24 protein-coding genes are annotated in these 24,373 nt (G+C 65.0%); 6 read left to right on the top strand and 18 right to left on the bottom strand.

Annotation, left to right across the window (positions count from 1 at the left end; genetic code table 11):
• The 3 genes from P9272_RS07495 to P9272_RS07505 all read right to left on the bottom strand — a co-directional run bounded on the left by P9272_RS07495 (nucleotide 1) and on the right by P9272_RS07505 (nucleotide 3,817).
• Nucleotides 1–1,026, bottom strand: a complete 1,026-nt coding sequence (locus P9272_RS07495) for a sugar ABC transporter substrate-binding protein (protein WP_278160023.1) — start codon at nucleotides 1,024–1,026, stop codon at nucleotides 1–3.
• 81 nt (nucleotides 1,027–1,107) lie between these two features.
• The gene (locus tag P9272_RS07500; protein WP_128256465.1) at nucleotides 1,108–2,094 is read right to left on the bottom strand and encodes an ABC transporter permease; all 987 of its coding nucleotides are present in this window, start codon (nucleotides 2,092–2,094) and stop codon (nucleotides 1,108–1,110) included.
• A 280-nt stretch (nucleotides 2,095–2,374) separates the two neighbouring features.
• Nucleotides 2,375–3,817 carry an MFS transporter gene (locus tag P9272_RS07505; protein WP_278160215.1) on the bottom strand — a complete coding sequence of 481 codons (1,443 nt, stop codon included), beginning with the start codon at nucleotides 3,815–3,817 and terminating at the stop codon, nucleotides 2,375–2,377.
• Nucleotides 3,818–3,930: 113 nt separating this feature from the next.
• Between P9272_RS07505 and P9272_RS07510 the strand changes: the two genes are divergently transcribed.
• Together P9272_RS07510 and hutH are read left to right on the top strand one after the other, a co-directional pair.
• Nucleotides 3,931–4,932 (top strand): ornithine cyclodeaminase family protein, encoded by a 1,002-nt coding sequence (locus P9272_RS07510; protein WP_128256466.1) that lies wholly within the window; start codon nucleotides 3,931–3,933, stop codon nucleotides 4,930–4,932.
• The gene (hutH, locus tag P9272_RS07515; protein ID WP_278160024.1) at nucleotides 4,929–6,425 is read left to right on the top strand and encodes a histidine ammonia-lyase; all 1,497 of its coding nucleotides are present in this window, start codon (nucleotides 4,929–4,931) and stop codon (nucleotides 6,423–6,425) included. Before P9272_RS07510 ends, hutH begins: the two co-directional genes overlap by 4 nt.
• Nucleotides 6,426–6,618: 193 nt before the next feature.
• Here hutH and P9272_RS07520 read toward each other — a convergent pair whose 3' ends face one another.
• From P9272_RS07520 to P9272_RS07560, 9 genes are all read right to left on the bottom strand, one after another.
• The gene (locus tag P9272_RS07520) at nucleotides 6,619–7,680 is read right to left on the bottom strand and encodes an ABC transporter ATP-binding protein (protein WP_278160025.1); all 1,062 of its coding nucleotides are present in this window, start codon (nucleotides 7,678–7,680) and stop codon (nucleotides 6,619–6,621) included.
• Complete coding sequence (locus P9272_RS07525) at nucleotides 7,680–8,468, bottom strand: ABC transporter permease (protein WP_128256469.1); 789 nt, start codon at nucleotides 8,466–8,468, stop codon at nucleotides 7,680–7,682. The genes P9272_RS07520 and P9272_RS07525 overlap by 1 nt, the downstream gene beginning before the upstream one ends.
• Entirely contained in the window at nucleotides 8,468–9,337 is an 870-nt protein-coding gene (locus P9272_RS07530) for an ABC transporter permease (protein WP_128256470.1), read from the bottom strand. Before P9272_RS07530 ends, P9272_RS07525 begins: the two co-directional genes overlap by 1 nt.
• A gap of 28 nt (nucleotides 9,338–9,365) precedes the next feature.
• Nucleotides 9,366–10,430, bottom strand: coding sequence for an ABC transporter substrate-binding protein (locus P9272_RS07535; protein ID WP_128256471.1), 1,065 nt, complete (start codon nucleotides 10,428–10,430; stop codon nucleotides 9,366–9,368).
• A 39-nt stretch (nucleotides 10,431–10,469) separates the two neighbouring features.
• Nucleotides 10,470–11,444, bottom strand: coding sequence for a PfkB family carbohydrate kinase (locus P9272_RS07540; RefSeq protein ID WP_278160026.1), 975 nt, complete (start codon nucleotides 11,442–11,444; stop codon nucleotides 10,470–10,472).
• On the bottom strand, nucleotides 11,441–12,472 hold the full coding sequence (locus P9272_RS07545; protein WP_278160027.1) for an ADP-ribosylglycohydrolase family protein: 1,032 nt from the start codon (nucleotides 12,470–12,472) through the stop codon (nucleotides 11,441–11,443). The genes P9272_RS07540 and P9272_RS07545 overlap by 4 nt, the downstream gene beginning before the upstream one ends.
• 2 nt (nucleotides 12,473–12,474) lie before the next feature.
• The gene (locus P9272_RS07550) at nucleotides 12,475–13,200 is read right to left on the bottom strand and encodes a GntR family transcriptional regulator (protein WP_278160028.1); all 726 of its coding nucleotides are present in this window, start codon (nucleotides 13,198–13,200) and stop codon (nucleotides 12,475–12,477) included.
• A 120-nt stretch (nucleotides 13,201–13,320) separates the two neighbouring features.
• Nucleotides 13,321–14,514, bottom strand: coding sequence for an MFS transporter (locus tag P9272_RS07555; RefSeq protein ID WP_278160029.1), 1,194 nt, complete (start codon nucleotides 14,512–14,514; stop codon nucleotides 13,321–13,323).
• 109 nt (nucleotides 14,515–14,623) lie between these two features.
• Nucleotides 14,624–15,394 carry an IclR family transcriptional regulator C-terminal domain-containing protein gene (locus P9272_RS07560; protein ID WP_278160030.1) on the bottom strand — a complete coding sequence of 257 codons (771 nt, stop codon included), beginning with the start codon at nucleotides 15,392–15,394 and terminating at the stop codon, nucleotides 14,624–14,626.
• A 109-nt stretch (nucleotides 15,395–15,503) separates the two neighbouring features.
• Here P9272_RS07560 and P9272_RS07565 point away from each other — a divergent pair, with 109 nt between their 5' ends.
• From P9272_RS07565 to pcaF, 3 genes are read left to right on the top strand one after another with little or no spacing between them, the layout of a single operon-like run.
• Nucleotides 15,504–16,361 carry a CoA transferase subunit A gene (locus P9272_RS07565; protein ID WP_278160031.1) on the top strand — a complete coding sequence of 286 codons (858 nt, stop codon included), beginning with the start codon at nucleotides 15,504–15,506 and terminating at the stop codon, nucleotides 16,359–16,361.
• Nucleotides 16,358–17,161, top strand: coding sequence for a CoA-transferase subunit beta (locus tag P9272_RS07570; RefSeq protein ID WP_278160032.1), 804 nt, complete (start codon nucleotides 16,358–16,360; stop codon nucleotides 17,159–17,161). Before P9272_RS07565 ends, P9272_RS07570 begins: the two co-directional genes overlap by 4 nt.
• A complete protein-coding gene (gene pcaF, locus P9272_RS07575) occupies nucleotides 17,162–18,367 on the top strand; it encodes a 3-oxoadipyl-CoA thiolase (protein WP_278160033.1) in 1,206 nt (401 codons plus the stop codon).
• Between the two features lie 13 nt (nucleotides 18,368–18,380).
• Here pcaF and pobA read toward each other — a convergent pair whose 3' ends face one another.
• From pobA to pcaD, 6 genes are read right to left on the bottom strand one after another with little or no spacing between them, the layout of a single operon-like run.
• Nucleotides 18,381–19,553: a 4-hydroxybenzoate 3-monooxygenase gene (pobA, locus tag P9272_RS07580; protein WP_278160034.1), complete on the bottom strand. Its 1,173-nt coding sequence runs from the start codon at nucleotides 19,551–19,553 to the stop codon at nucleotides 18,381–18,383.
• Nucleotides 19,553–20,605 carry a 3-carboxy-cis,cis-muconate cycloisomerase gene (locus P9272_RS07585; protein ID WP_278160035.1) on the bottom strand — a complete coding sequence of 351 codons (1,053 nt, stop codon included), beginning with the start codon at nucleotides 20,603–20,605 and terminating at the stop codon, nucleotides 19,553–19,555. Before P9272_RS07585 ends, pobA begins: the two co-directional genes overlap by 1 nt.
• Before the next feature lie 11 nt (nucleotides 20,606–20,616).
• On the bottom strand, nucleotides 20,617–21,231 hold the full coding sequence (gene pcaG, locus P9272_RS07590) for a protocatechuate 3,4-dioxygenase subunit alpha (RefSeq protein WP_278160036.1): 615 nt from the start codon (nucleotides 21,229–21,231) through the stop codon (nucleotides 20,617–20,619).
• Nucleotides 21,231–21,983, bottom strand: a complete 753-nt coding sequence (gene pcaH / locus P9272_RS07595) for a protocatechuate 3,4-dioxygenase subunit beta (RefSeq protein WP_128256483.1) — start codon at nucleotides 21,981–21,983, stop codon at nucleotides 21,231–21,233. Before pcaH ends, pcaG begins: the two co-directional genes overlap by 1 nt.
• On the bottom strand, nucleotides 21,976–22,380 hold the full coding sequence (pcaC, locus tag P9272_RS07600; RefSeq protein ID WP_128256484.1) for a 4-carboxymuconolactone decarboxylase: 405 nt from the start codon (nucleotides 22,378–22,380) through the stop codon (nucleotides 21,976–21,978). The genes pcaH and pcaC overlap by 8 nt, the downstream gene beginning before the upstream one ends.
• Nucleotides 22,373–23,185, bottom strand: coding sequence for a 3-oxoadipate enol-lactonase (gene pcaD / locus P9272_RS07605; RefSeq protein ID WP_278160037.1), 813 nt, complete (start codon nucleotides 23,183–23,185; stop codon nucleotides 22,373–22,375). Before pcaD ends, pcaC begins: the two co-directional genes overlap by 8 nt.
• 92 nt (nucleotides 23,186–23,277) lie before the next feature.
• Here pcaD and pcaQ point away from each other — a divergent pair, with 92 nt between their 5' ends.
• Complete coding sequence (gene pcaQ / locus P9272_RS07610; RefSeq protein WP_128256486.1) at nucleotides 23,278–24,195, top strand: pca operon transcription factor PcaQ; 918 nt, start codon at nucleotides 23,278–23,280, stop codon at nucleotides 24,193–24,195.
• The last annotated feature ends 178 nt before the right edge of the window (nucleotides 24,196–24,373 follow it).

A 24,373-nucleotide genomic window follows, 5' to 3' on the forward strand; every position in this document is an offset into this window, starting at 1 on the left:
TTATTTCGCCGCGGCTTCAGCCTGCAGCGCCTTCAGGTCCCAGCAGCTGTCGGGCTTGAGATCGGCCTTGGTCGTCGCCTTCTCCAGCGTGTAGATGTAGGTGTGCGAGGTGCCGGCCGGCTGGCCGCTCTGCAGCAGGAACTTGATGATGGCGTTCATGTCGCCCGACTGGCGGGCAAGGTCGGTCATCACCACGGCGCCATAGGTGCCGTCGTTCAGCTTGTCGCAGTCGGCCGCCTTCTCGCCGCCGCCGGTGGTGACCAGGAACACCTTGCCGTCGAGCTTGGCGTCGCGGATCGCGGCGGATGCCCCGGTCGCGTCGCCATCCCAGAAGTCGATGATCGAGCAGATGTCGGGATGCTGCTGCAGCATCGTCGTCGTTACGTTGCGCGAGGTGGTCGCATCCCAATTGGAATCCGGCTTGGCGACAACCTGGAAGTCGGGATGCTTCTCCAGCACCTTCATGATGCCGGCATACTGGTAAAGGCTGGACGAGTTGGCCTGGTCGCCCTGGACCAGCCCGATCTTTTTCGACGAGTTCTCGCCGCAGCCCTTGATCGCCGCTTCGGCCTCGAGCTGGCCGAGCTTGTCCCAGTCGCTGCCGACGAACGCGTCGGCCGGGAAGTTTGCCGGATTGTCGACCAGCAGCACATAGGTGCCGGCGGCCTGCGCCTTCTTCATCAGCTTCGAATAGGAGTTCAGGTCGGGCGCGTGGATGATCAGAACATCCGGCCTGGTGTCGGAAGCGATGGCGTCGGTGATCGCCTGCGCGCCGGCATCGACAACCCAGTTCGGATCACGGGTCTCGAACGTGCCGCCCCAAGCCTCGACTTCCTTCTTCAGGTAATGCGCCCAGCCTTGCGCCAGGTCGAAGCCCATCGCCAGCGGCACCAGCATGACGCGCTTGCCATTGAGCGCCTTGGCATAGGCGGCCGGGCCTGGATCGTCTGCGGCAAAGCTCGGCGCAGCGAAGGCGGCCACGGCGAGCGCCGTGGCGGCTGCGATCAATGCTCTGAGTAGTCTCATGTCACACCTCTGTTCGGTTTTCATTGCCGGGCGATCGTCACGATCGATCCGGGTACCCTAGAGCAAATGGGCCAATCTGCTCTAAATGTCGCCCTGTTGCGCGGTCTGCTCGTCGCGCGGATTGATGATGCCGTCGACGATGATGGCTCCGAGCAGGATCGCCGCCTTGATCAGGTTCTGGTAGAGTAACGGAATGTCGATGATGGTCATGGCGTTGAGCAGGATGCCGATCAGCGCCGCTCCCACCAACACGTTGCGCACCCCGCCCCTGCCGCCGGACAGCCCGATGCCGCCGATCACCGCCACCAGCACGATGTCGTAGAGCAGCGTCGAATTGACGACGCGCGTGTTGATCGAATGCAGGCTGGCCGCCGTCAGCAGTCCGGCGATCAGCGCCACCACGGCCGAAAGCGCGTAGCGCAGCACCAGCATGGGGCGCACCGGAATGCCTATGTTGCGCGCCGCGACCGGGTTGTCGCCGGCGAAATAGATGAAGCGGCCCCACTTGGTATAGCGCAGGAACAGGAAGACCAGGAACGCCAGTCCGGCGAAGACGAAGACCTCGATGGGGATGTCGAGGAAGCGCACGCCGCCGAGCAGCTCCACCCAGTGGCCCTGCGGCACCGGAACGGCATCCTGCGTGATCAGTTGCGAGCGCACATAGCCGAAGACGAAGGAGCCGGTCGCCAAAGTAACGAAGATCGCCGGAACGTCGGCATAGGCGACCAGAAAGCCGTTGAGCAGGCCAATGGCTAGAACGCCGGCAATCACATAGGCAAAGGCCAGTCCGTCCGAGGTGCCGGTGTTGAGCAGCTGCAGATACCAGGCAACCGACATCGCCATGATCGCCACCGCCGACAGGTCGATGCCGCGGCCGATTATGACGACCGCCATGCCGAGCGCCAGGATGCCCAGCACGGACACCGAGCGGACGATGGCAACCAGATTGTCGGCGGTCAGGAACCCGGGCAGGCCCAGCGCAGCGGCGGCGAACAAAAGGATGGCGATGGCAAAGACAATGCCCTCCTGATTGAGGCGCCTCCAGTTCGGCCGGCCGGTCGCATTCATTGCTTATGTCTTTCGCCCCGATGGCAAGGCCCTGTAGGCCGCCATCCCGCACGAAAGCTAATCGGCTCAACAGCGGCTCGTCAAATGAATCCGCGTTCAAGAACCGCGCCTCTCCGACTATTTTCCGAGTGGACGCATCGATTGGCGTAACTGGCGCAATAGGCGGAAACTCTTAGCCTTTTGGCGGTTAGTTGCCGCGATCGTCCGGCTGACAGAAGAGCCTGTTCGAAGGTAGCGCGGCCGGCGCAATTTGAGTCCGCAAAATGCGCCCGGCGCGACGTCAATTGTTCGTCGGATGCCCGGAAACCTCGGCGCCGGCATTGGCCGGCAGCACCAGGAAGCGCATCGCCGCCGCGAACCCCAGCAGGCCGATCGTGACAAAGGTGATTCTGAAGTCGACGAGCTCGGGCAAAGCTTCGCCTCTGACGATCTGCGACAGATTGAGGATCGCCGCCGCGATCGCCACGCCGAACAGCATCGATATCTGCTGCAGCATGCTGGAGAGCGTCGCCGCCGAGCTCCGCTGCGGCGCGTCGATATCGGCGAAGGCGAGCGTGTTGAGCGCCGTGAACTGCATCGAGCGCGTGAGACCAGCCACCAGCATCAGCGCGACCACCAGCACCTGCGGCGTCTGCGGCGAGATCGCGCCGCAGGCCATGACCGCCAGCGATGCGATCGCCCCGTTCACCACCATTACGGTGCGGAAGCCGTGTCGCCTGAGCGTCGGTGTCGTCATCGTTTTCATGCCGAGATTGCCGAGGAAATAGGCCAGAACCAACAGGCCGGCATCGACCGGACGCAGACCAAACCCGACCTGGAATAGCAGCGGCAGCAGGAAGGGCGTGGCGTTGATGGCGACGCGGAAGACCGTGCCCGCGGCCAGCGTCGAGATCGCGAAGGTCAGCACCTTGAAGGCCGAAAGGTCGAGCAGCGGATGCCGAGCCTGCACAAGGTGGCGAACGGCGAACCAGCCGATCACGATGCCAATGCCGATGGAACCAATCGTCGGCAGCAAGCCGTCCTCGGGATGTGCCAGGCGTTCGAGCCCGTAAAGCATCACCGCAAGGCCGAGCGAGGTGAGGAAAAAGCCCGGCCAGTCGAATGGCTTCGCCCCGGAATCGCGGTCGCCCGGCACGAACCAGGCGACCAGCGCAAGCCCGGTCAGTCCCAGCGGCGCGTTGATGAAGAAGTTCCAATGCCAGGAGAGATAGGTGGTGATGAAGCCGCCAAGCACCGGCCCGACCACCGGGGCGAACAGCGCTGGCCAGGTGATCAGCGCTGTCGCGGCGATCAACTCGGACTTCTCGGCGTTACGCAACACCAGGATGCGGCCCACCGGCGTCATCAGCGCGCTGCCCAGGCCCTGCACGATGCGGGCGGCGACGAACTCGGCCAGGCTCTGTGAAAAGCCGCAGGCAACCGACGCCAGCGTGAACAGCGCGATCGCGACGAGGAAAATGTTGCGCGCGCCGAACCGATCGACAAGCCAGGCCGACAGCGGCACGAACACCGCCATGGTCAGCATATAGGCGGTGATGCCGATGCTCATCGCCACCGCAGACACGCCGAAGGACTGGCCCATCTGGGGCAGCGACGTCGAGATGATCGTCGAATCGAGCAGCTGCATGAAGAAGGCGACCGCCACGATCAGCGCGACACGACGCGCCTGACGCGAGGAATTTGCGGGCGGGGACACGGCTGCGTTGTCGGGAATGCTGGTCATGACGCGGTGGTTGAACAGCATAAGCCCGGTGCAGTCCAGAACTTATCCAACAAACTTCCGTGTCCCTGTTTGGCCTGTTATGGATGAGCCGCGGGGGTGGCCGAGGAAACCGCATGAAGCCCATCTATATCGATTACCTCAATGCTCTCGACATCGAAGCCCTTGCGATGACCGACGCCGAGATCATCGGCGCCGTCGAAGCCGGGCTGGTGGCGCAGGGCAACGGTCGGACGGTGATCGAGCCGCGCGTCCATCTCGAGCCCGATCCCTCCTTCCATGGCCACTTCAACGTGCTGCGCGGCTATGTGGCGCCGCTCGACGCCGCCGGCGTGAAGATCGTCGGCGACTATGTCGACAACTACAAGCACGGCCTGCCTTCGGAATTCGGCATTCTCAATCTTTTCGATCCGCGCACCGGCACGCCACGCGCCATCCTCGACGCCACCGTTATCACCGACATGCGCACCGGCGCGATCACAGCCATCGGCGCCAGGCATCTGGCGAAGAAGTCGTCGAAGGTGCTCGGCCACATCGGCGCGCGCGGAACCGCCTATTGGAATGTCCGCCTGCTCGATCATCTGTTCGATTTCGACGAGATCCGCGTCCATTCGCGCCGGCCTGAAAGCCGTGACTCCTTTGCCACGAAGCTCGCCGCCGATCTCGGCAAGCCGGTCCTGGCCGTGTCCGACTGGAAAAGCTGCATCGAAGGCGCGGACATCGTCGTCGAGGCCTCGCGGCTGCCGGAGCCGCAGCCGCTACTCAAGACCGAATGGATCAAGCGCGGCGCGCTGGTGGTGCCTTACGGCACGATGAGCGCGGTCGAGCTGTCGCTGACCGACATCATGCAGAAGATCGTCGTCGACGACTGGGGCCAGTGCAAGGGCGGCAAGTTCGGCTCGCTGCGCGCCCATGTCGAGACCGGACGGCTGAGCGAGGCAACCTTGCATGCCGAATTGGGTCAGATCGCCGCCGGCCTCAAGGCCGGCCGGCAAAGCGATGGCGAGACGATACTGTTCTGGCATCGCGGGCTCTCGCTGTCCGACATCGCGCTCGGCCAGGCCATGCTCGCCAAGGCCGGCGCAAACGGCATCGGCCAGAGGCTGCGCTTCGCATGAGCCCGCTCGTTCTCACCGGCGCCGGCGTCAGCATCGAGGATGTGGTTGCCGCCGCGCGGAACGCCTGCAAGGTCGAGGTCACGCCCTCCGTCCTCGAAAAGCTCAGCAAGGCGCGCCAAGTCCTTGATGCCGCCGCGGCCGGCGGCCAGCAGATCTACGGGCTGAACACCGGGCTCGGCGCCAATCTTGTCACCGCGGTCGAAGGAGACGCGAGCGCCTTCCAGCGCCAGTTGATCGAAGGCCGCAGCGCCGCGGTCGGGGAGGCCCTGCCGATGCCGGCGGTGCGGGCGGCGATGTTCGCCCGAGTCGCCATGCTCGCCGCCGGCGGCTCGGGCCTGTCGCCGCGTGTGTTCACGGCGCTGGTCGAGGCGCTCAATGCCGGCGTGCATCCGGTGATGGGGTCGCTAGGCTCGATCGGCGCCGGCGACCTTCTGCTGATGACGGCGATCGCCCGCGTGCTGGTCGGCGATGGCGAAGCCGAATACCAGGGCCGGCGCATGCCTGCCGCCAAGGCGCTGATGATGGCGCGGCTTGCGCCCGTCACGCTCTCGCCGAAGGACGGTCTCTCCCTGATCAACGCCTCGGCGGTTTCGACCGGTACGGGGGCGCTGGCGCTGACCGATGCGCTGTCGGCGCTCGACCAGCAGCAGCAGGCCGGCGCGCTGACGATGGAAGGCATCGGCGCCAACCGCTCCATCCTCGATCCGCGCCAGCATCAGGCCCGCCCGGGCGCCTGCCAGCAGCTTGCGGCCAAGGCGCTGCGCGACCTGCTGGCGCGCGACGAGGCGCCGGCGCCGACCACCATCCAGGATCCGCTGTCGATCCGCTGCATGCCCTCGATCCATGGCGCGCTGATCCAGGCGATCGACCATGCCAGGCTGGCGGTCGAGATCGAGCTCAATGCCGCCGCCGACAATCCGCTGGTGCTTGCCGAGGATGAGGTGGTCATGTCGACCGGCAATTTCCACACCGCCTCGCTCGCGCTCGCCTTCGAGACGCTTGGCCTGGCGATCGCGCAATGCGCGGCGGCGTCAGCCGCCCGCTTCATCCAGCTAACCGGCTCGACCCGCCAGGGCCTGCCGAAATACCTCTCGCCGGTCGGCGGCGCTTCCGCCGGCTTCGTCCCGCTGCAGAAAACGGTGACGGCGATCCTGGCCGCGATCCGCCACAAGGCCAATCCGGTGATGCTCGACTTCCTGCCCGTGTCCGAGGGCGTCGAGGATCACGCCACGCAGACGCCGCTCGCCGTCGCAAAATGCGCCGAGATGATCGTGCTGTGGCGGCGGCTGATCGCCTTCGAGCTGATGGCTGCCGCGCAGGCCGTCGATTTGCGCCAGGGCGCAAAACTCGCGCAGGCCACCGGCGCCATCCACGCGGCCGTGCGCGCGCATGTGGCGACGCTCAAGGAAGACCGGCCGCTCGGCATCGACGCTGAAGCGCTTTATGCCGCTCTTGCCAGCGGAATCTGGCAAGGCCCTCCAGCAACGGGCTGACGCTTTTCAAACCTTGCTTCATGGCTCCGGCGGCCGCATCACCGCGATCTCGGCGTCACGGCCGACGATGATGGTGTCGGTGTGATGGCGCGCATGGCTCCAGCGCCTGCGCATGGGCGGCGAGATGGCATTCGGCCATGATCATGCCGGCGCCGATGCAGCCGATCCGGTAGTCGTTGACCCATCAGCGATATCAGGCGATAAGCACAGTGCTGTCCGGCGACCAGCTGAGCACGACAGACTGACCTTCCGCCAGGCGTTCGGCGCCGGTGTTCTGGACGATCACCTTCAGCGTCTGGCCGTCCCGCTCGATGAAATAGGTGCTGTTGTTGCCGGCAAAGATGCGCTTTGAGACCTGTCCAGTGAGCGTGTTGGCATCGGCAGGATCCGGCTTTGCTGCGCTGGTCGAAATCCGGATGCGCTCCGGCCGGACCGCGCAGCTTGCCTTGACGCCGGCCGGCACCGACGCGCCTGTCGAAGCTGCGATCGTCGTGCCGTCGGGCAGCCTGATCCCTGTGCCGGTGGCATTGCCGCGAAAGATGTTGGCATCGCCGAGGAAAGTGGCGGCGAACTCGCTTTGCGGCCGGTCATAGATCTCCTCCGGCGGCCCTTCCTGCACCAGCCGGCCGTCGCGCAATATGCCGATGCGGTCGCTCATCGTCAGCGCCTCTTCCTGGTCGTGCGTGACGAAGATGGTGGTGATGCCGATCTCGCGCTGGATGCGCTTCAGCTCGATCTGCATGTCGACGCGCAGCGCCTTGTCGAGCGCGCCGAGGGGCTCGTCGAGCAACAGCACGCGCGGCTTGGTGACGATGGCCCGCGCCAGCGCCACACGCTGGCGCTGGCCACCGGAAAGCTGATGCGGCTTGCGCCCGCCGAGCTTGCCGAGCTGCACGAGATCGAGCGCGCGCTGCACCTCCGTGGCGATCGTGGCCTTCGCCTCGCCGCGCACCGAAAGACCGAAGGCGACATTGTCGGCGACGCTCATATTGGGGAACAGCGCATAGTTCTGGAACACCATGCCGATGCGCCGCTTCTCGACGGGCACGCGCTCGACGCTTTCACCGCCGATGGCGATGCGCCCGGCATCGGGGAAATCGAAGCCGGCGATCTGGCGCAGCAGCGTGGTCTTGCCGCTGCCGGACGGCCCGAGCAGCGCATAGAAGCCGCCATCGGCGAAATCGATCGAAACGTTATCCAACGCCTTGTGCGCGCCAAAGCTGCGGGAGACGTTCGCGACCTGGACGCCAGCCATTATTTCTCTCCGCCGAATTTGAAGAAGCGCGCCGTGAGCAGCATCAGCGCCATCGACACCACAATGATAATTGTCGAGACCGCGTTGATCTCGGGCGTAAAACCCTTGCGGATCGCGGCATAGATTTCGACCGGTAGCGTCGTCTGGCCAGGCGTCGACAGGAAATACGAAACCACGAACTGGTCGAACGACACGGCGAAGGCGAACAGCCCGCCGGCGATCACGCCGGGCATGATCCACGGCAAGGTCACGCGCATGGTCACCTGCCACTGATTGGCGCCGAGCGAGCGCGCCGCCTCCTCCAGCTCCGGCGCGAAGGTCTGCAGCCGCGCCGATACGACGACGATGACGTAAGGCAGCGCCAGCGCGACATGGCCAAGCAGGATGGCGATGAGCCCGCGACCGATACCGACGCCGAAGAAGAAGATCAGCATCGCCGTGCCGGTGATCAGCCACGGAATGGCGATCGGTGGGAAGAGCAGCGCCTGCAGGAATTTCTTGCCGCGGAACTCGTAGCGATAGAGCGCGAGCGAAGCCATCGAGCCGAGCGCGGTCGAGATCAAGGTGGTGATGATCGCGATCTCGATGCTGTTCCAGGTCGCCGCGATCAGCTGATCGTTCTGCCAGAGCGAGATGTACCAGTCCGTCGTCCATTCGAACGGCAATTGGTAGAAGGGCGAGGCGTTGAAGGACATCGCCGCCATGATGACGATCGGCAGATAGAGGAAGCCGAGCAAAAGCACGATGTAGAAGCGCCCGAGCCATTCGAGCACGCGCGTTGTCGCCATCACGCGGCCCTCCGCAGGACGGGCGCGGCCAGCGCCAGGATGATCAGCACCACGGCGAGCAGGATGAAGGAAAGGGCTGCGCCCAGCGGCCAGTTGAAGACCGCGACGAACTGGTCCTCGATGACGGTGCCGTAGAAAGTGCCGGTGCGGCCGCCGAGGATGCGCGGCTCCATGAAGGAGCCAACCACCGGCACGAAGATCAGCGCGGCACCGGCGATCAGGCCCGGCATAGATAGCGGGATGATCACCCGCCACAGCACCTGCCGCCGCGAGGCCCCGAGCGAGCGGCCCGCCTCGATCAACGAGTCGTCGATGGCCTGCAGCGTGAGATAACAGGTGAGCACCATATAGGGCACATAGGAGTGCACCAGGCCGATGATGACCGCAGGGTAGGAATACATGAGATCGATGTTGATCTTGAACGGCAGCACCGCGTTGAGCGCCGTGTCGAGGATGCCGCCTTCGCGCAGCACCATCGCCCACGAGAAGATGCGCACCAGCCCGTTCGACCAGAAGGGCAAGATGACGAGCAGGAAGATCGCCTCTCGGCTGCGCCCCTTGAGCACCTTGGCCAGCACATAGGCCGCCGGATAGCCGATGACGATGCACCACAGCGTCACTTCAAGCCCGAGTCGCAGCGAGGCGAACAGCAGCGTCGAGTAGAGGCTTTGCGAGAAGAAGGCCGCGTAATTGCCGAGCGTGAAGGCCCACTCTTTGCCTGCCAGCGGCAGGTCGGTCATGAAGGAGAAAAAGACCATGGCCGACAGCGGCAGGAAGATCGCCACCGTCAGCCACAGATAGGCGGGAAGGAGAAGCGGCAGGGCAGGCCTCAGTCCGCGGCGCGAGCCGATCGCACGCTGGTCAGCCATTCTGCCTCTCCCTCCCGAAAGCCCACGATTACTTCACGTTGACCTTCAGCTCCTGCCACAGCGCCAGATACTTCTCGCGCTGCTCGTCGGTGACCGGCGCCTGGAACTGGATGCGCTTGGCGACATCCGGGCTGCCCATGACCTTGCGGTTGAAGGCATCCTCGGGCAGCGCCTCGACCGCCTTGGTATTGGCCGAAACCGGCGCGCCGACCTTGGTGACCCATTCGACATAAAATTTCGGGTCGATCATGTAGTTGATGAAGGCCTCGGCGCCCGCGACGTTCTTGGAACCGACGGGGATTGAGAAGGCATCCAGCCAGGCGACGGCACCTTCCTGCGGGATGACCAGCGAGACCGGCAGCTTGAAATGCGTCTTGGCGCGGTCGGCCGAGCCGCTCCAATAGGTGCCGATGTCGATCTGGTTGGAGGCGACCATCTGGTTCCAGTCGTTCTCCGAGCTCCAGAAGGTCTTGATCTGCGGCATCAGCGAGGTGAGCTTCGCCTTGACTGCGTCCATATCCTTGATGTCGTTGATGTTCTGCCCCGAAGCGATCGCGCCGAACTGCACCGCCTCGACCGCGTCGTCACGGATGATGACCCGGCCCTTATGCGCCGGGTCCCACATCTCGGCGATCGACGTCGGCGGCTTGTCGAAGGACTTGTCGTTGATGGCCAAAGCGGTCAGGCCCCACACCCACGGCACGCCGTAGACCTTGCCGTCATGGTTGAGCATCGGCGACCCGGCCTTGTCCTTGGCGATGTCGGCATAGTTGGAGAGCTTCGAAACGTCGATCGGCTGGATCAGCTTGCCGGCCATCGCCTGGTCGTTGAAGGCGGCGTTGATCATGACGACGTCGTAGAGGCCGGGATTGGTCCGGATCTTGGTCAGCATCTCCTGTTCGGAGTTGAAGAAGTCATTGACCACCTTGAAGCCGGTCGCCTTCTCGAAATTGGCGACCGCCCACGGCTCGTCGGCGCCATAGCCTTTCCAGTTGAGCACATGCACTTCCTCGGCGGCTTGCGCTGCAAGTGTGAAGGCGGAGACGAAGACGGCGGTCGCCGTCAGAAAAGCGGTCAGTCTGGGCATGCGCATGTTCTTTTCCTCTCATTATTTGCCCGGTTGGCGGGCTTGTTAAGTTGCAGTCGCTTCCGCCCGGCCAAGTGCGGTCGTCGCTTCGCCGCGCTCAGTCAGGAATTCCTGGATTTCCGAGTCTGTCGGCGCCGAGGACCCGCCATGGCGGGTGACCGAAAGCGCCGCGGCCGCATTCGCGTAGCGTGCCGCCTCACAAGGGGACATGCCGCGCGAAAGGCCACTGACGAAGGCGCCGATATGCGTGTCACCGGCCCCGTTGGTATCGACGGCTTGCACCTCGAAACCCGGCACCGCGCGGGTGCCGCCATCGGCCATGCGCACGAGGCAGCCATGTGCGCCGGCGCGGATGACGACGCCTTCGGCGCTGGGGCAATGCTCGGCGAGCAACCGGATGGCGACGGTCTGGGCGTCGCCGGCTCCCGCTATTTCGGCGGCCTCATTGGTGTTGCAGCTCAGCCAGGTCGTGCGCGCCAGAACCCTGTCCAGGATCGGTCGCGGAATGTCGGCGATCACCGGCGTCGGATCGAAGACAAAAGGGATGCCGGCCGGCAACGCCTCGATCCAGTCCGCCAACGCTTCGCGGCTGCCGGGATAGCTCAGCGTATAGCCCGAGGTGAAAACCCAATCGCCTGGAACGACTTGGACCGGCTTCATCATGTCCGCCGTGAGCCGGCTCTCGGCGCCCGGCCAGGAGACGAAAGTGCGTTCGGCGTCGCTGCTGATCATGGCGACGCAATTGCCGCTGTCCATCAAGGGCGATGGCGGCGTCAGCGTTTGGATGTCTTCGGCGGCGAAAGCGGCGCGCAGGAAGTCTCCGTCCGGCCCGCTGCCGAGCTGGCCGCCGAACACCACCTTCATGCCGGTGCGGCTTGCCGCGACCATCATGTTGAATCCGCCGCCGGCGACGCGGGCGTAAGCCGACGCGGTCTTTTCCGTGCCGGCTGCCGGCAACGCGTCGATGCGGTAGACGTAATCCACCACCGCGCTGCCGACATGGACGAGACGCCCGCTCACGTCGCGTCCTCCTTGCCTGGACCGGTCTTGGCTGTCCGGGCCGCGACCAGATCTTCCGCCAGCACGCGGACCTCCGCGATGTCAATGCCTTTCAGCTCGGCGATGCGGTGCTGCGGCAGGTTCGACAGGCCGGCGCAGGCGCCTGCCATGCCGGCGGCAATCGCTCCGATCGTGTCGGTATCGCCGCCGAGATTGGCCGCGATGACGGCAGCCCGCCAGGCATCGCCCCGCGCGACCTCCAACACTGCGAAGGCCGCCGGCACCGATTCCTGGCTGGCGACGCCGGTACCGATCAGGTCGACGATCAGCTTGATGGCTTCCTTCTCGACCTTGCCGCGGACGAGCTCCTGCGCCCAGACAATGCGCGCGGCGATGTCGCCGCCGGTGACCCAATGGCCAAGATTGGCGCCAAGTCTTGCCGCCGCGACCGCATGGCCAGAAGCGGCGCGCCAGTCACCCCCCGAGATGCCGAGACTGACAGCGGCGGCAACGGCGCTTGCGGAAGCTATCGCGATGGATGTGTTGTGCGTGGCCCGGCAGGTTTCAGCCACCTTGGCTACCAGGGCGTCGAGCGGCTCAGGCGGCATCATGATGCCGACCGGCGCGATGCGCATCGCAGCGCCATTGGTGTCGCCGCCGCGCCCCGCCTCTTCGGCCGGCACACCGCTATTGATGGCATCGATGGCACGCTTGGTTGATGGTCCAAGCAGATCGTAGCTGCCGCGCGCCTTGACGTCGCGCTCCCAGTCGAGCAGCGCGCTGACCCAGCGCGCATGGTCGAAACGCTCACCGGAGTCGACGAGGATGCGGCCAAGCAGCAACGCTTGCTCGGTGTCGTCGGTGATCGCACCGGCCGGCAGCCCTTTCGACACCGGGTGATCGGCTGAGGGCGCGACGAAGTCCTCGACATGGCCGTAGAGATCGGCGATGCGGGCCGGGGGCAGAAGCTGCGTCGGCATGCCCAGCGCATCGCCCAGCGCCCCGCCGACCAGCGCGCCCATTGCCCGATCCATCTCCTCCCCCGCCATGCTCAAAACTCCAGATGCAGCGCGAAATGCGCGGGGTTGAGCAGGCTGGTGACGAATTCGATGGCGCGACCGTCGGCGGCGCGCGTCAGACGGCGCGCGCGCAGGAACGGGGTGCCGGGCGCGCAGGCGAGGATCGCGGCGTCGGTGGCGCTCAGCATCTCGATATCGACCCATTCCTCGCCGTGGTCGGGCACCAGCCCTGCCCCGCGCAGCGTCTGGTGCAGCGTGCCTTCGCGCAGGCCGCGCAGGGGCATGTCTTCCAGTTCGGGCGACAGCGGCAGGCGGCTGCGCTCGATCGAGATGGCGTGGCCGTCATCGGCATTGGTGCGAGCGCGGTCGACGGCGATGAAGGATGGGCTCTCGACGCCGAGCCTTGCCGCCAGTTCGGCGTCCTCGATGATCTCGAGCCGGAGGGTTCGGGTCTCGGCATTGGCGCCGGCATTGGCAAGCGCGCGCGACCAGCCGATCGCGTCGTCGACCGGCATGCCGTCGAAGGTCACGAAGGAGCCGATGCCGACCTTGGTAGTGATGAGCCCCCGGCTGGAAAGTTCTTCCAGCCCTTTGCGCACCGTATTGCGGCTGACGGAGAAGCGCTGGACCAGTTCGTTTTCACTCTGCAGGCGATCGCCGAAGCCAAGCACGCCGGAGCGTATCTCATGCTCCAGAACCGTCGCGATCTGCTCGGGTTTGCCCGTGCCGGGTGAGATCTGCATGGGGCGACGGGCCATATCAATACCTGTTCAATGAACCTGTGTAATCCTGTTCAATACGGTAATTGAATGGTGGCGTCAATCGGGAAATGGGTCCCGCAAGGGATGCCGAACTTTCAGCAGTTCGGCCCGTTCTCGTCAGCGTTCCTCCGGAGGTTTCAGGCTCCGGAATTGTGCCAGCAGCAGGAGATCGTAGACGATCTTCAGTGTACCGCAGATCAGTAGCGGCCATGCCCGGAATGACGCAGCAAAGAGTGCTCCGGCCAAGACAGGGCTGATCGAGGCGGCCAGGCTGCGCGGCACCGACGTGAAGCTCGCAGCGGCCGCCCGTTCCGCCTCAGTAACGACGGCCATGACATAGGACGAGCGCGTCGGCACATCCATCTGCGACAGCGCCGCCCGGATCAGCAGGAAGAAAAGCGCTAGGGGCAGCGTCGGCGCCAGCGCAGCCAGCATCAGGGCGACACTGGACGGAATGTGCGTGAACACCATAGTGTTGACCAGACCGATGCGGCGCGAAAGCCGGGCGGCCACCGGAAACGAGAATGCCGACAGCATCCCCGACCAGAAGAAGAAAGCACCCGCCTGCGAAAGCGAGAGGTTGAATTGCTCGAACAGCCAAAGGGCGACTAGCGATTGGACGACGAATCCCCCTGCAAAGGCATCGAGGCTGAACAGGACCGCAAGCTTGAGAACGACATGGCGCGAAGGGCCAAGCGCAGCGGCAGTTCCGGCGGCCGGCACCGGGCGGCGCGGGATCAACGTGTAGAGCGAGCCCCCCAACAGACCGAGAAGCGCATAAAGGACGAACATGGCCTGGATGCCGGCAAGCCGGTCCAGGCCAACCGGGGCCAAATGGTCAGGCATCGCGGAAGCAAGTCCACCCGCGGCGGCCGCAAGCGCGCCCGCGAGGCTGTAGCGCGCGAACATCCCGGTGCGCTCACGCTCCGTGACCTCGCGCGCGAGCACCGCGTGCTCCAGTGGCACGAACACACTGACACTGCCGGCCGAAGGGTTGATCGTGCCGGCAAGCGCAACGACCAGAAGCAGCGCATAGTCATGGACCACGGCGAAGGCCACACCCGTGGCAATCATCAAGCCGGCGCCAGCCAGCAGGAGCTGGCGACGATCGTGCCGGGCGCCGAGAAACCCGACACCGATTGTCAGCAGCGCGGAACCGAGCAGCGACGCTGTCGCGATGACGCCGACCTGCAGGGGAGTGAATCCGAGGGCAAGCAGGTAAACCGGCAGCAACACGGCAACGAAGCCGTCGCCGAAGTCTCGCAAGGCGCGGGCGGCAAAGAGAAAAATCGCTGGATGAATCCGCTGCACCGGTCTCGTCCTTCGACAATTGCACCCAGCAGCGCGACGGCTTCGCAGCCGGCTCTTGGCTGGAGTTAAGATATCATGCCGGAGTGCGAACGAACGAGATTGGCTTTCACTAAACGAAGAAGAACTCCTCCACCCGCTGCTTGGCCTGCCGCAGCACCGGCAGGATGTCGCGCTCCATCGCCTCGACCGAGAAACGCGCCGACTGCGTCGAGACGTTAATGGCGGCGACTTTGCGGCCAGCGCGGTCGACGATCGGCACCGCGATCGAGCGCAGGCCGAGCTCCAGCTCCTGGTCGACGATGGCGAAGCCTTCCGCCCTCGCCTTGTCTATGGCCTTACCAAGCGCGGCGCGGCCGGTGATCGTCTTCGGCGTGCGCCGCTCGAGGGTCGCTTGCGTCAGGAAGGTCTTCAAATCATCCACCGCCAGACCGGAAAGCAGCACCCGCCCCATCGACGTGCAATAGGCCGGCAGCCTGGTGCCGACATCGAGCGCGACGCTCAAGATTCGCCGCCCGGGAATGCGCGCGACATAGACGACGTCCTCGCCTGACAGCACCGCCGCATTGCAGGCTTCGTCGAATTTTCCCGCTACCTCGCGCATGATGGGCGCCGCGAAGGTCCAGAGCGATGCACCGCCGAGCCAGGTCCGTGCGACCATCAAAAGGCGTGGCGACAGCGAGAACAGCCGTCCGGATTGCGACGCATAGCCCGTGGCGACCAATGTCAGCAGGAAGCGGCGAGCCCCCGCGCGGGTGAGGTCAGCCTCTTCGGCCATCTCGGTCAGCGTCATGCCGGCCGGATGGCGCGCGAGGATTTCCATCACCGTAAGGCCTCTTTCCAGCGAGCCGACATGGTCGCGCGAAATGGATTCCTCTTCCACGGACGACTCCAGGCCGGCGTTGACTCAATCGACGGGTTGGAGTTAGAAGTATCTCATACAAAACATATGTTCGCAATGCGAACTTTTTTTGCGTCAATGGAGCCTCGAGATGGTCAAGTTCCTGCCGCTGAAGGAGGCGGTCGCGGAGAACCTGCATGACGGCGACACAGTCGCCTTCGAGGGCTTCACCCATCTTATTCCCACCGCCGCCGCGCATGAGGCGATCCGCCAGGGCTTTCACGACCTTACTCTCATCCGCATGACGCCGGACCTGATCTACGACCAGATGATCGGCATGGGCATGGCGAGGAAGGTCGTCTTCTCCTATGTCGGCAATCCGGGTGTCGGCCTGCTGCGACGCGCCCGCGACGCCGTCGAGAACGGCTTTCCGCGCGCCATTGAGGTCGAGGAGCACAGCCACGCCGGCATGGCCAACGCCTATGAGGCGGGCGCCGCTGGCCTGCCCTGCGCGGTGTTCCGCGGCTATCGCGGCGCCGGTCTGGCGTCGGTCAATCCGAACATCAAATCGGTCAGCTGCCCTTTCACCGGCGAGGTGCTGGCCGCCGTCCCGGCGATAAGGCCGGACGTCACCTTCATCCACGCGCAGAAGGCGGATCGGAAAGGCAATGTGCTGGTCGAAGGCATCATCGGCATCCAGAAGGAAGCTGTTCTTGCCGCAAAGCGTGCCGTGGTGACGGTCGAGGAAGCGGTCGACAATTTCGACGACCTCCACCCCAATCTCACCGTGCTGCCGAACTGGACGATCGCTGCGATTTCCGTCGTGCCCGGTGGCTCGCATCCCTCCTACACGCATGGCTATTACGAGCGCGACAACGCAGCCTATCTCGAATGGGACGAGATCGCCGCCGACCGCGACCGTTTCCAGGCGTGGATGCACAAGAACGTTATCGAGAGCAGCGCCGAGGACTTTGCCGGCCGCGTCGAGCATCTGAGGAAAGCCGCATGAGCGACGCTGATAATCTGGGCTTCACCCCCAACGAGATGATGACGATCGCCGCCAGCCGCGCCTTGAAAAGCGACGATGTCTGCTTCGTCGGCATCGGCGCGCCATCGGCGGCCTGCAACGTCGCGCGGCTGACGCACGCGCCCGACATCACGCTGATCTATGAGAGCGGCACCATCGGCACCGCGCCTGACGTCTTGCCGCTGTCGATCGGCGACGGCGAATTGTGCGAGACGGCGGTCACCACCGTCGCGGTGCCGGAGATGTTCCGCTACTGGCTGCAAGGCGGCCGCATCTCGATCGGCTTCCTAGGCGCCGCCCAGCTCGACAAGTTCGGCAACATCAACACCACCGTCATCGGCGACTATGCGCGTCCCAAGACCCGCCTGCCCGGCGGCGGGGGCGCGCCGGAGATCGCCACCTCATCGAGGCAAGTCTACATCACCATGGCGCAATCGAAGCGCGGCATGGTCGAGAAGATCGATTTCTTCACCTCTTTCGGCCATGGCGAAGGTGGCGACCATCGCAAGCGGCTCGGCATCGACACCGCCGGGCCGACGCTTCTGATCACCGACCTCGCCATCTGGAAACCGGACCCGGTGACCAAGGAATTCACCGTGGTGTCGTTGCATCCCGGCGTCAGCCCCGAGCAGGTGCAGGAGACTTGTGGCTGGGTCGTAAAATTCGCCGAGGCCCTTGACGAGACGCCGGCCCCGACGGAACTCGAGCTGAAGACATTGCGCGACCTGCAGGCCCGCACCAAGGCGGCGCATCAAGCGACCGCCAAAGGGAAAGCTGCATAAATGGCTGAAGCCTTCATCTGCGATTACATCCGCACGCCCATCGGCCGCTTCGCCGGTTCGTTGTCCTCCGTGCGCGCCGACGATCTCGGCGCCATCCCGTTGAGAGCGCTGGTCGAGCGCAACAAGGGTCTCGACTGGACCGCCATCGACGACGTCATCTATGGCTGCGCCAACCAGGCGGGCGAGGACAACCGCAACGTCGCGCGCATGGCGCTGCTGCTTGCCTGCCTCCCGCAGGACATTCCCGGTTCGGCGGTCAACCGCCTGTGCGGTTCGGGCATGGATGCCATCACCATCGCCGCGCGCGCCATCAAATCAGGCGAGGCCGAGCTGATGATTGCCGGCGGAGTGGAATCGATGAGCCGCGCGCCCTTCGTCATGCCGAAGGCGGACACCGCGTTCTCGCGCAATGCCGAGATCTACGACACCACCATCGGCTGGCGCTTCGTCAATCCGCTGATGAAGAAGCAATATGGCGTCGATTCCATGCCGGAGACCGGCGAGAATGTCGCCGAGGATTTTTCCGTCTCCCGAGCCGATCAGGACGCTTTCGCCGTGCGCAGCCAGGACAAGGCGGTGGCCGCGCAAGAGAATGGCCGGCTAGCGAAGGAGATCACGCCGGTGACCATCCCGCAGAGGAAAGGCGACGCGATCGTCGTTTCCAAGGACGAGCATCCACGCGCCGGCACCACCATCGAAACGCTGGCCAAATTGCCGACGCCGTTCCGCCAGGGCGGCACGGTCACCGCCGGGAACGCATCCGGCGTCAATGACGGCGCGGCTGCCCTCATCATCGCCTCCGAAGCGGCGGCAAGGAAGCATGGGCTGACCCCGATCGCCCGCATCCTCGGCGGTGCCGTCGCAGGCGTCGCGCCGCGCATCATGGGCATCGGACCGGCGCCGGCCACCAAGAAGCTTTGCGCCCGCCTCGGCCTGACGCCCGAACAGTTCGACGTCATCGAATTGAACGAGGCCTTCGCCTCGCAAAGCATCGCGGTGCTGCGCCAGCTCGGCATCGCCGAGGACGCCGCGCACGTCAATCCGAACGGCGGCGCGATCGCACTCGGTCATCCGCTCGGCATGTCGGGGGCACGCATCACCGGCACGGCGGCGCTGGAGCTCAGCGAGCGCAGCGGCGGGCTGGCCCTGGCCACCATGTGCATTGGCGTCGGCCAGGGGATTGCCATCGCGCTAGAGCGGGTCTGACCGCCCAGGCTAGTCAATAAGGCAGACCGACATAGTTTTCGGCCAATGCCGTGCATGCGGCTTTCGAATGTACGAGATAGTCGAGCTCGGCTTCCTGTATGCGTTGGCCGAACTCGCCCGTCTCAGGGAAGCGGTGCAGCATCGTCGTCATCCACCAGGAAAAGCGTACAGCTTTCCACACGCGCGCTAAAGCCTTGGCTGAATAGGCGTCGAGCCCGGCCTCTGACTTCCCGCCGTAGAATTCGCGAAGTCCGGCAAAGAGATAGCGCACGTCGCTGGCAGCGAGGTTGAGGCCTTTGGCGCCGGTCGGCGGCACGATATGGGCGGCATCGCCGACCAGGAACAGCCGGCCGAAGCGCATCGGCTCGGCGACGAAGGAGCGAAGCGGCGCGATCGACTTCTCGAAGGACGGCCCGGTGGTGACGGCGGTCGCTATCTGCGGCGGCAGGCGGCTGTGCAGCTCGTCCCAGAACCGGTCGTCCGACCATGCCTCGACCCGCTCGTCGGCCGGAACCTGGACATAGTAGCGGCTGCGCTGCGGCGAGCGCATCGAGCAGAGCGCGAAGCCGCGCTCGTGATTGGCATAGACCAGCTCGCGATCGGCCGGCGGCACCTCGGCCAGCACGCCCAGCCAGCCGAACGGATACTGCCGCTCGAACGTCTTCAGCGCGCCCTCCGGCACCGATGCGCGGCTGACGCCGTGATAGCCGTCGCAGCCGGCGATGAAGTCGCAATCGATGCGATGCGTCGCGCCGCCCTTGTCGTAGGTGACGGAAGGCGAAGCGCCGTCGAAATCATGCAGAGCGACATTCGAGGTTTCGAAGACGGTTACGAGCCCCGCCGCCTCGCGCTTCTGCATCAGGTCGAGCGTCACCTCGGTCTGGCCATAGACGGTAACGTGCTTGCCGCCGGTGAGCGCGCTCATGTCGATGCGATGCGCGCGGCCGCCGAAGGCGAGCGAGATGCCTTCATGCGGCAGGCCCTGGGCGTGCAGCCTGTCTGCAGCGCCCGCTTCGCCGAGCAGGTCGACGGTGCCCTGTTCGAGCACGCCGGCGCGCACACGTCCGAGCACATGCTCGCGGCTGGAACGCTCGAGGATGATCGTCTCGACGCCTATGCCGGCGAGCAACTGGCCGAGCAGCAGGCCGGATGGTCCCGACCCGATGATGGCGACCCGCGTGCGCATCAATGACCGAGGCTCTCGATCTGGGCGGCAAGCCCGGCGGCAAGCCTCAGCGCGGCCGCGGTCGCCACGACCATCTGCGGCAGGATGAGCCATTCCAGCATCCAGGCCGCACCCGAGCGCTCCTGCTCATGCACCAGCGCCTGATGCATGCCGGAAAGCTGTGTGGCGTTGAAGCGCGCCAGCGCCACCAGCGCTTCCGCCTTCACCGGATTCTGCTTATGCGGCATGGCCGACGAGCCACCGCCACCGGACAGTTTTATGTCGGCGCCCGCTTGCGCCATCAGCGCGACATCCTGCCCGAACTTGCCGAGGCTGCCGGTGACGAGCGACAGCCAGGATGCGAACTCGGCCAGTGCATCCCGCTGGCTGTGCCATTGCGGCGCGTCGGCAAGACCGAGTTTGGCGGCCAGCGCGGCACGCACGGCGGAGGCCTTGTCGCCGAGCTTTTCCAGCGTGCCGGCGGCGCCGCCGAACTGCACCACCAGGAGCCTGCCGGAAAGCTCTTTCAAGCGTAGCTGGTGAGGTTGGAGCGGCATCCGCCAGGAAGCGACCCGGTGGGCCGCCGCGATCGGTATCGCCGGCTGCATGCGCGTCATCGCCGTCAGCGTCATGACCCCGAACTCCTGTTCGAGGCTGACAAGGCGTACGATATTCTCGCTCAGCAGCAGGCCGATATGCTCGACCGCTCGGCGCAGCCTGAGCACCAGCGAGGTGTCGATGACATCCTGGCTGGTCGCGCCGAAATGCACATATGCATCGTGCGGCTCACCAACCGCCACCCTGATCTGCCGCACCAGTTCCGGCACCACTACGCCATCCCTGGCGACGCCTGCCCTCAGCTTGGCCGTGTCTGGCCGGAACGCGGCCAGCGCCTTCACGATCGCCGTCTCGGCATCACGCGGGACCACATCCAATTCCGCTTCCGCCTCGGCCAGCGCCCGCTCGAAATCGAGCATCGCGCCGATATCAGCTTCGACGGAAAAATGCCTGGCCGCCTCCTCGTCGCCGAGCAGGCCGGAAAGCAGCGGATGATCGAAGGGCGAAACGGTCATGGCGGCCACGGTCAGCTGTCGAAGAAGACCGTCTCCTTTTCGCCCTGCAAATGGACATCGAAGACGTAGGTATCGCCCTGGCGCTCGGCGATCAGCGTCGGCACGCGAACGCGATGTTCGATGCGGGCAAGGATCGGATCCTCGGCATTGGCCTTCTCCTCGTCGGAGAAATAGAGCCTGGTGTTGAGGCCGATATTGATGCCGCGCGCCACGATCCACAGCGTGATATGCGGCGCCATCAGCCGGCCATCGCGGAACGGCACGCGACCTGGCTTGATCGTCTGAAACCGGCAGACGTCCGTTTCCATGTCGCTCGGCTGCCGGCCCCATCCCAAAAAGTTGGGATCGGCCGGGCCGCGCATCTCCGCCGGCGAATTGTAGAGCCCGCTGGCATCCGCTTGCCAGATCTCGATCAGCGCATCCTTGAGCGGCGTGCCGGTGCCGTCGAGCACGCGGATGCGCAACTCGATGCGCTCGCCCCTGGTCTCGCTGTTGACCATCGTCGAGCCGAGGTCGCTCTGATAGACGCCGTCGATGCCGCAGAAATTCGGTGTCAGCCCGATATGCACGTAAGGGCCTGCGGTCTGCGAAGGGCTCTCCTTCAGCCGGTCGAGCGACTGCGCCATCAATTGCCCTCCGGCCTGTTCTCGAACAGCGTCGAGCGGCGCCCGCGCAGCACGATGTCGAACTTGTAGGCGAGCGCATCCATCGGGATCGTCGACTGCATATCGAGCGCGGCGATCAGCGCCGCGATAGCTGCCTTGTTGGAAATGCCGCCGACGATCGGACAGCGCCAGATCAGCGGATCGCCCTCGAAATACATCTGCGTGATCAGCCGCTGTGCGAAGCCGTGGCCGAACACGGAAAAATGGATATGCGCCGGCCGCCAGTCATTCGGACCGTTCGGCCACGGATAGGGCCCAGGCCTCACCGTGCGAAAGGCGTAGCCGCCATCCTCGCCGGTGATGGTGCGGCCGCAGCCGCCGAAATTCGGATCGAGCGGTGCGAGATAGCCGTCCTTCTTGTGACGGTAGCGGCCGCCGGCATTGGCCTGCCAGAATTCGAGCAGCGCGCCGGGCACGCCCTTGCCGCGCTCGTCGAGCACGCGTCCATGGACGATGATGCGCTCCCCGATGGCGCTATCGCCGGCCTTGGCGAAATTGTGGATCAGGTCGTTGTCGAGCTCACCCAACATCGCGTGCCCGAATACCGGGCCGGTCAGTTCCGACAGCGTGTTATCGAACGACAACAACGCTTTCTGCGGCGAGCGCAGCACCGAGCTCTTGTAGTCCGGCGTGAAGGCCGCCGGATGCCACTGGCGGTCGCGCTGGAAGAATGCGCCGATTTCCGGCGCGCGGTTTGAGCCGGACTCAGCCATGGGCGGTCTTTGCTCCGTCCATCTGAACGAACACCTCCTTGGCGATCTTGAAGGCGCGGTTCGCGGCCGGCACGCCGGCGTAGATCGCGACATGCAGGAAAACCTCGCAGATGTCGTCGCGCGTTGCGCCTGTATTGGCGGTGGCGCGCACATGCATGGCGACTTCCTCGTCATGGCCGAGTGCCGCAAGCAGCGCCAATGTCACGATCGAGCGCTCGCGTTTCGACCAGCCGGGGCGTGCCCACACCGTCCCCCAGGCGGCTTCGGTGATCAGCTGCTGGAACGGCCGGTCGAAATCGGTGGCGGTATCCTCGGCACGGTCGACATGTGGATCGCCGAGCACGGAGCGACGGACCTCGAGACCGGTCCGGTAGCGGTTCTTCGTGACATCATCCATGAGCAGGCCTTCCCTCGGGCAACGAGGCGACGAAATCGCGGATCAAACTGACGAGCGCTTCGGGCTGCTCGATGCACGGGATGTGCCCGGCATCGCGGATCACCTCGAAACGCGCGCCGGGGATCAGTCCGGCCAGCGAGCGGACAAGGTCCGGCGGCGTCGAACCGTCCTGGTCGCCCACGACGCACAGCGTCGGCACCGCGATGCGCCGCGCGCTGTCTGTGAAATCGGCATCGCGCACCGCCATGCAGGTGCCGGTGTAGCCGGGCAGCGCCTGCCTCGTCAGCATGTTGCGGCAGCCGGCCAGATCGGCCGGGCGCGCGGCGTGGAAACCCGGCGTGAACCACACTTTCATGATGCCGTCGGCAATCACGTCAATGCCGTCGCGCTCGACGGTCGCGATGCGCGTGTTCCAGCTCTCTGCGGTGCCAATTTTGTGCGCTGTGTCGCTGAGGATCAGCGCCTCGACACATTTGGGATGGCGCGTATAGAGGCGCTGCGCGATCAGGCCACCTACCGACAGGCCGTAGAGCACCACCCTGTCAAAATCGAAATGATCGATGAGGCCCAGCAGATCGTCGACATGGTCGTCGATCGAGCGCACGCCGCTCCCGATATCGGAAAGCCCGTGGCCGCGTTTGTCATAAACGAGCATCGGGATTTCGCCACTCAGCTTCGCGACGACCTCATCCCAGATCCGGAAATCGGTGCCGAGCGAATTGATGAAGATGATCGGACGCGACGTGCCGGTCGCCCCGATGAAGCGGTGATGCAGCGTGACGCCGCCTATGCTGACGAATGGCACGATTTCGATCCTCCAAAGCCACATTGCATCAGCAATTTGGTTCGGTAAAATGATATTTTGCGGCGTTTCATTAACTTCGGGGTTATCGAACCATGGCCGAAAGCCGGATCCGCTTCCGCCACCTGCAGGCGTTTCTCGAAGTCGCGCGACAAGGCAGCGTCGCGCGCGCGGCCGACTTCCTGCATGTCAGCGCGCCGGCCGTGACCAAGACCTTGCGTGAGCTGGAAGAAGCGCTCGGCGTCGCCGTGGTCGAGCGCGACGGACGTGGCATCCGTGTCACGCGTCTCGGCGAGATCTTCCTCGGACATGCGGGCTCGGCGATTTCGGCGTTGAGGCGCGGCGTCGATTCCGTCCGCCAGGACGGCGCCCTCAACCGCGACCCGATCCGCATCGGCGCGCTGCCGACCGTCTCGGCGCGCGTTATGCCTCTCGCCATGAATCTGTTTCTCGAGGAAGACACCGGCGCCGCGCTCAAGATCGTCACCGGCGAAAACGCAGTGCTTCTCGAGCAATTGCGTGTCGGCGCGCTCGATCTCGTCGTCGGCCGGCTCGCTGCGCCGGAGCATATGACCGGCTTCTTCTTCGAACATCTCTATTCGGAGCAGGTGCTGTTCGTGGTGCGGGCCGGGCATCCCCTGTCGGAATCCGGGACAGACATCTTCGCGCGGCTCGACGACTTCCCCGTCCTGATGCCAACGCGGGAATCCGTTATCCGGCCTTTCGTCGACCGGCTCTTCATCACCAACGGCATGACCGCGCCAGCGACCGAAATCGAAACCGTATCCGACTCCTTCGGCCGTTCCTTCATGCGCCAGAGCAATGCGGTGTGGATCATCTCGGCCGGCGTCGTCGCCAACGAGATCGCGAGCGGCGCCTTCGTTGCCTTACCGGTGGACACGGAAGAGACCAAAGGGCCGGTGGGCTTGACGATGCGCACCGACACCGCGCCCTCGCCCGCCTTCACCATCCTCTTGCAGACGATCCGCGAGGCAGCGCGTCACCACGCGTGATGATCGGCCCTGGCAGTTCGAATTCACTAACCCAGGGGTTAATAAAACACCGTAAAATATCATTTTACCGAACCAAACCGCTAGTGCAATGTGACCTCGGAGGATCGAAAGCCGTGCTGTCCGGCCGCAAACGGAAGACCCGTTTGCCGTCATGTCGAACGGCCACTGAGGGAGGAGC

The organism is Mesorhizobium sp. WSM4976 (assembly GCF_029625685.1).
Classification (GTDB): Bacteria; Pseudomonadota; Alphaproteobacteria; order Rhizobiales; family Rhizobiaceae; genus Mesorhizobium.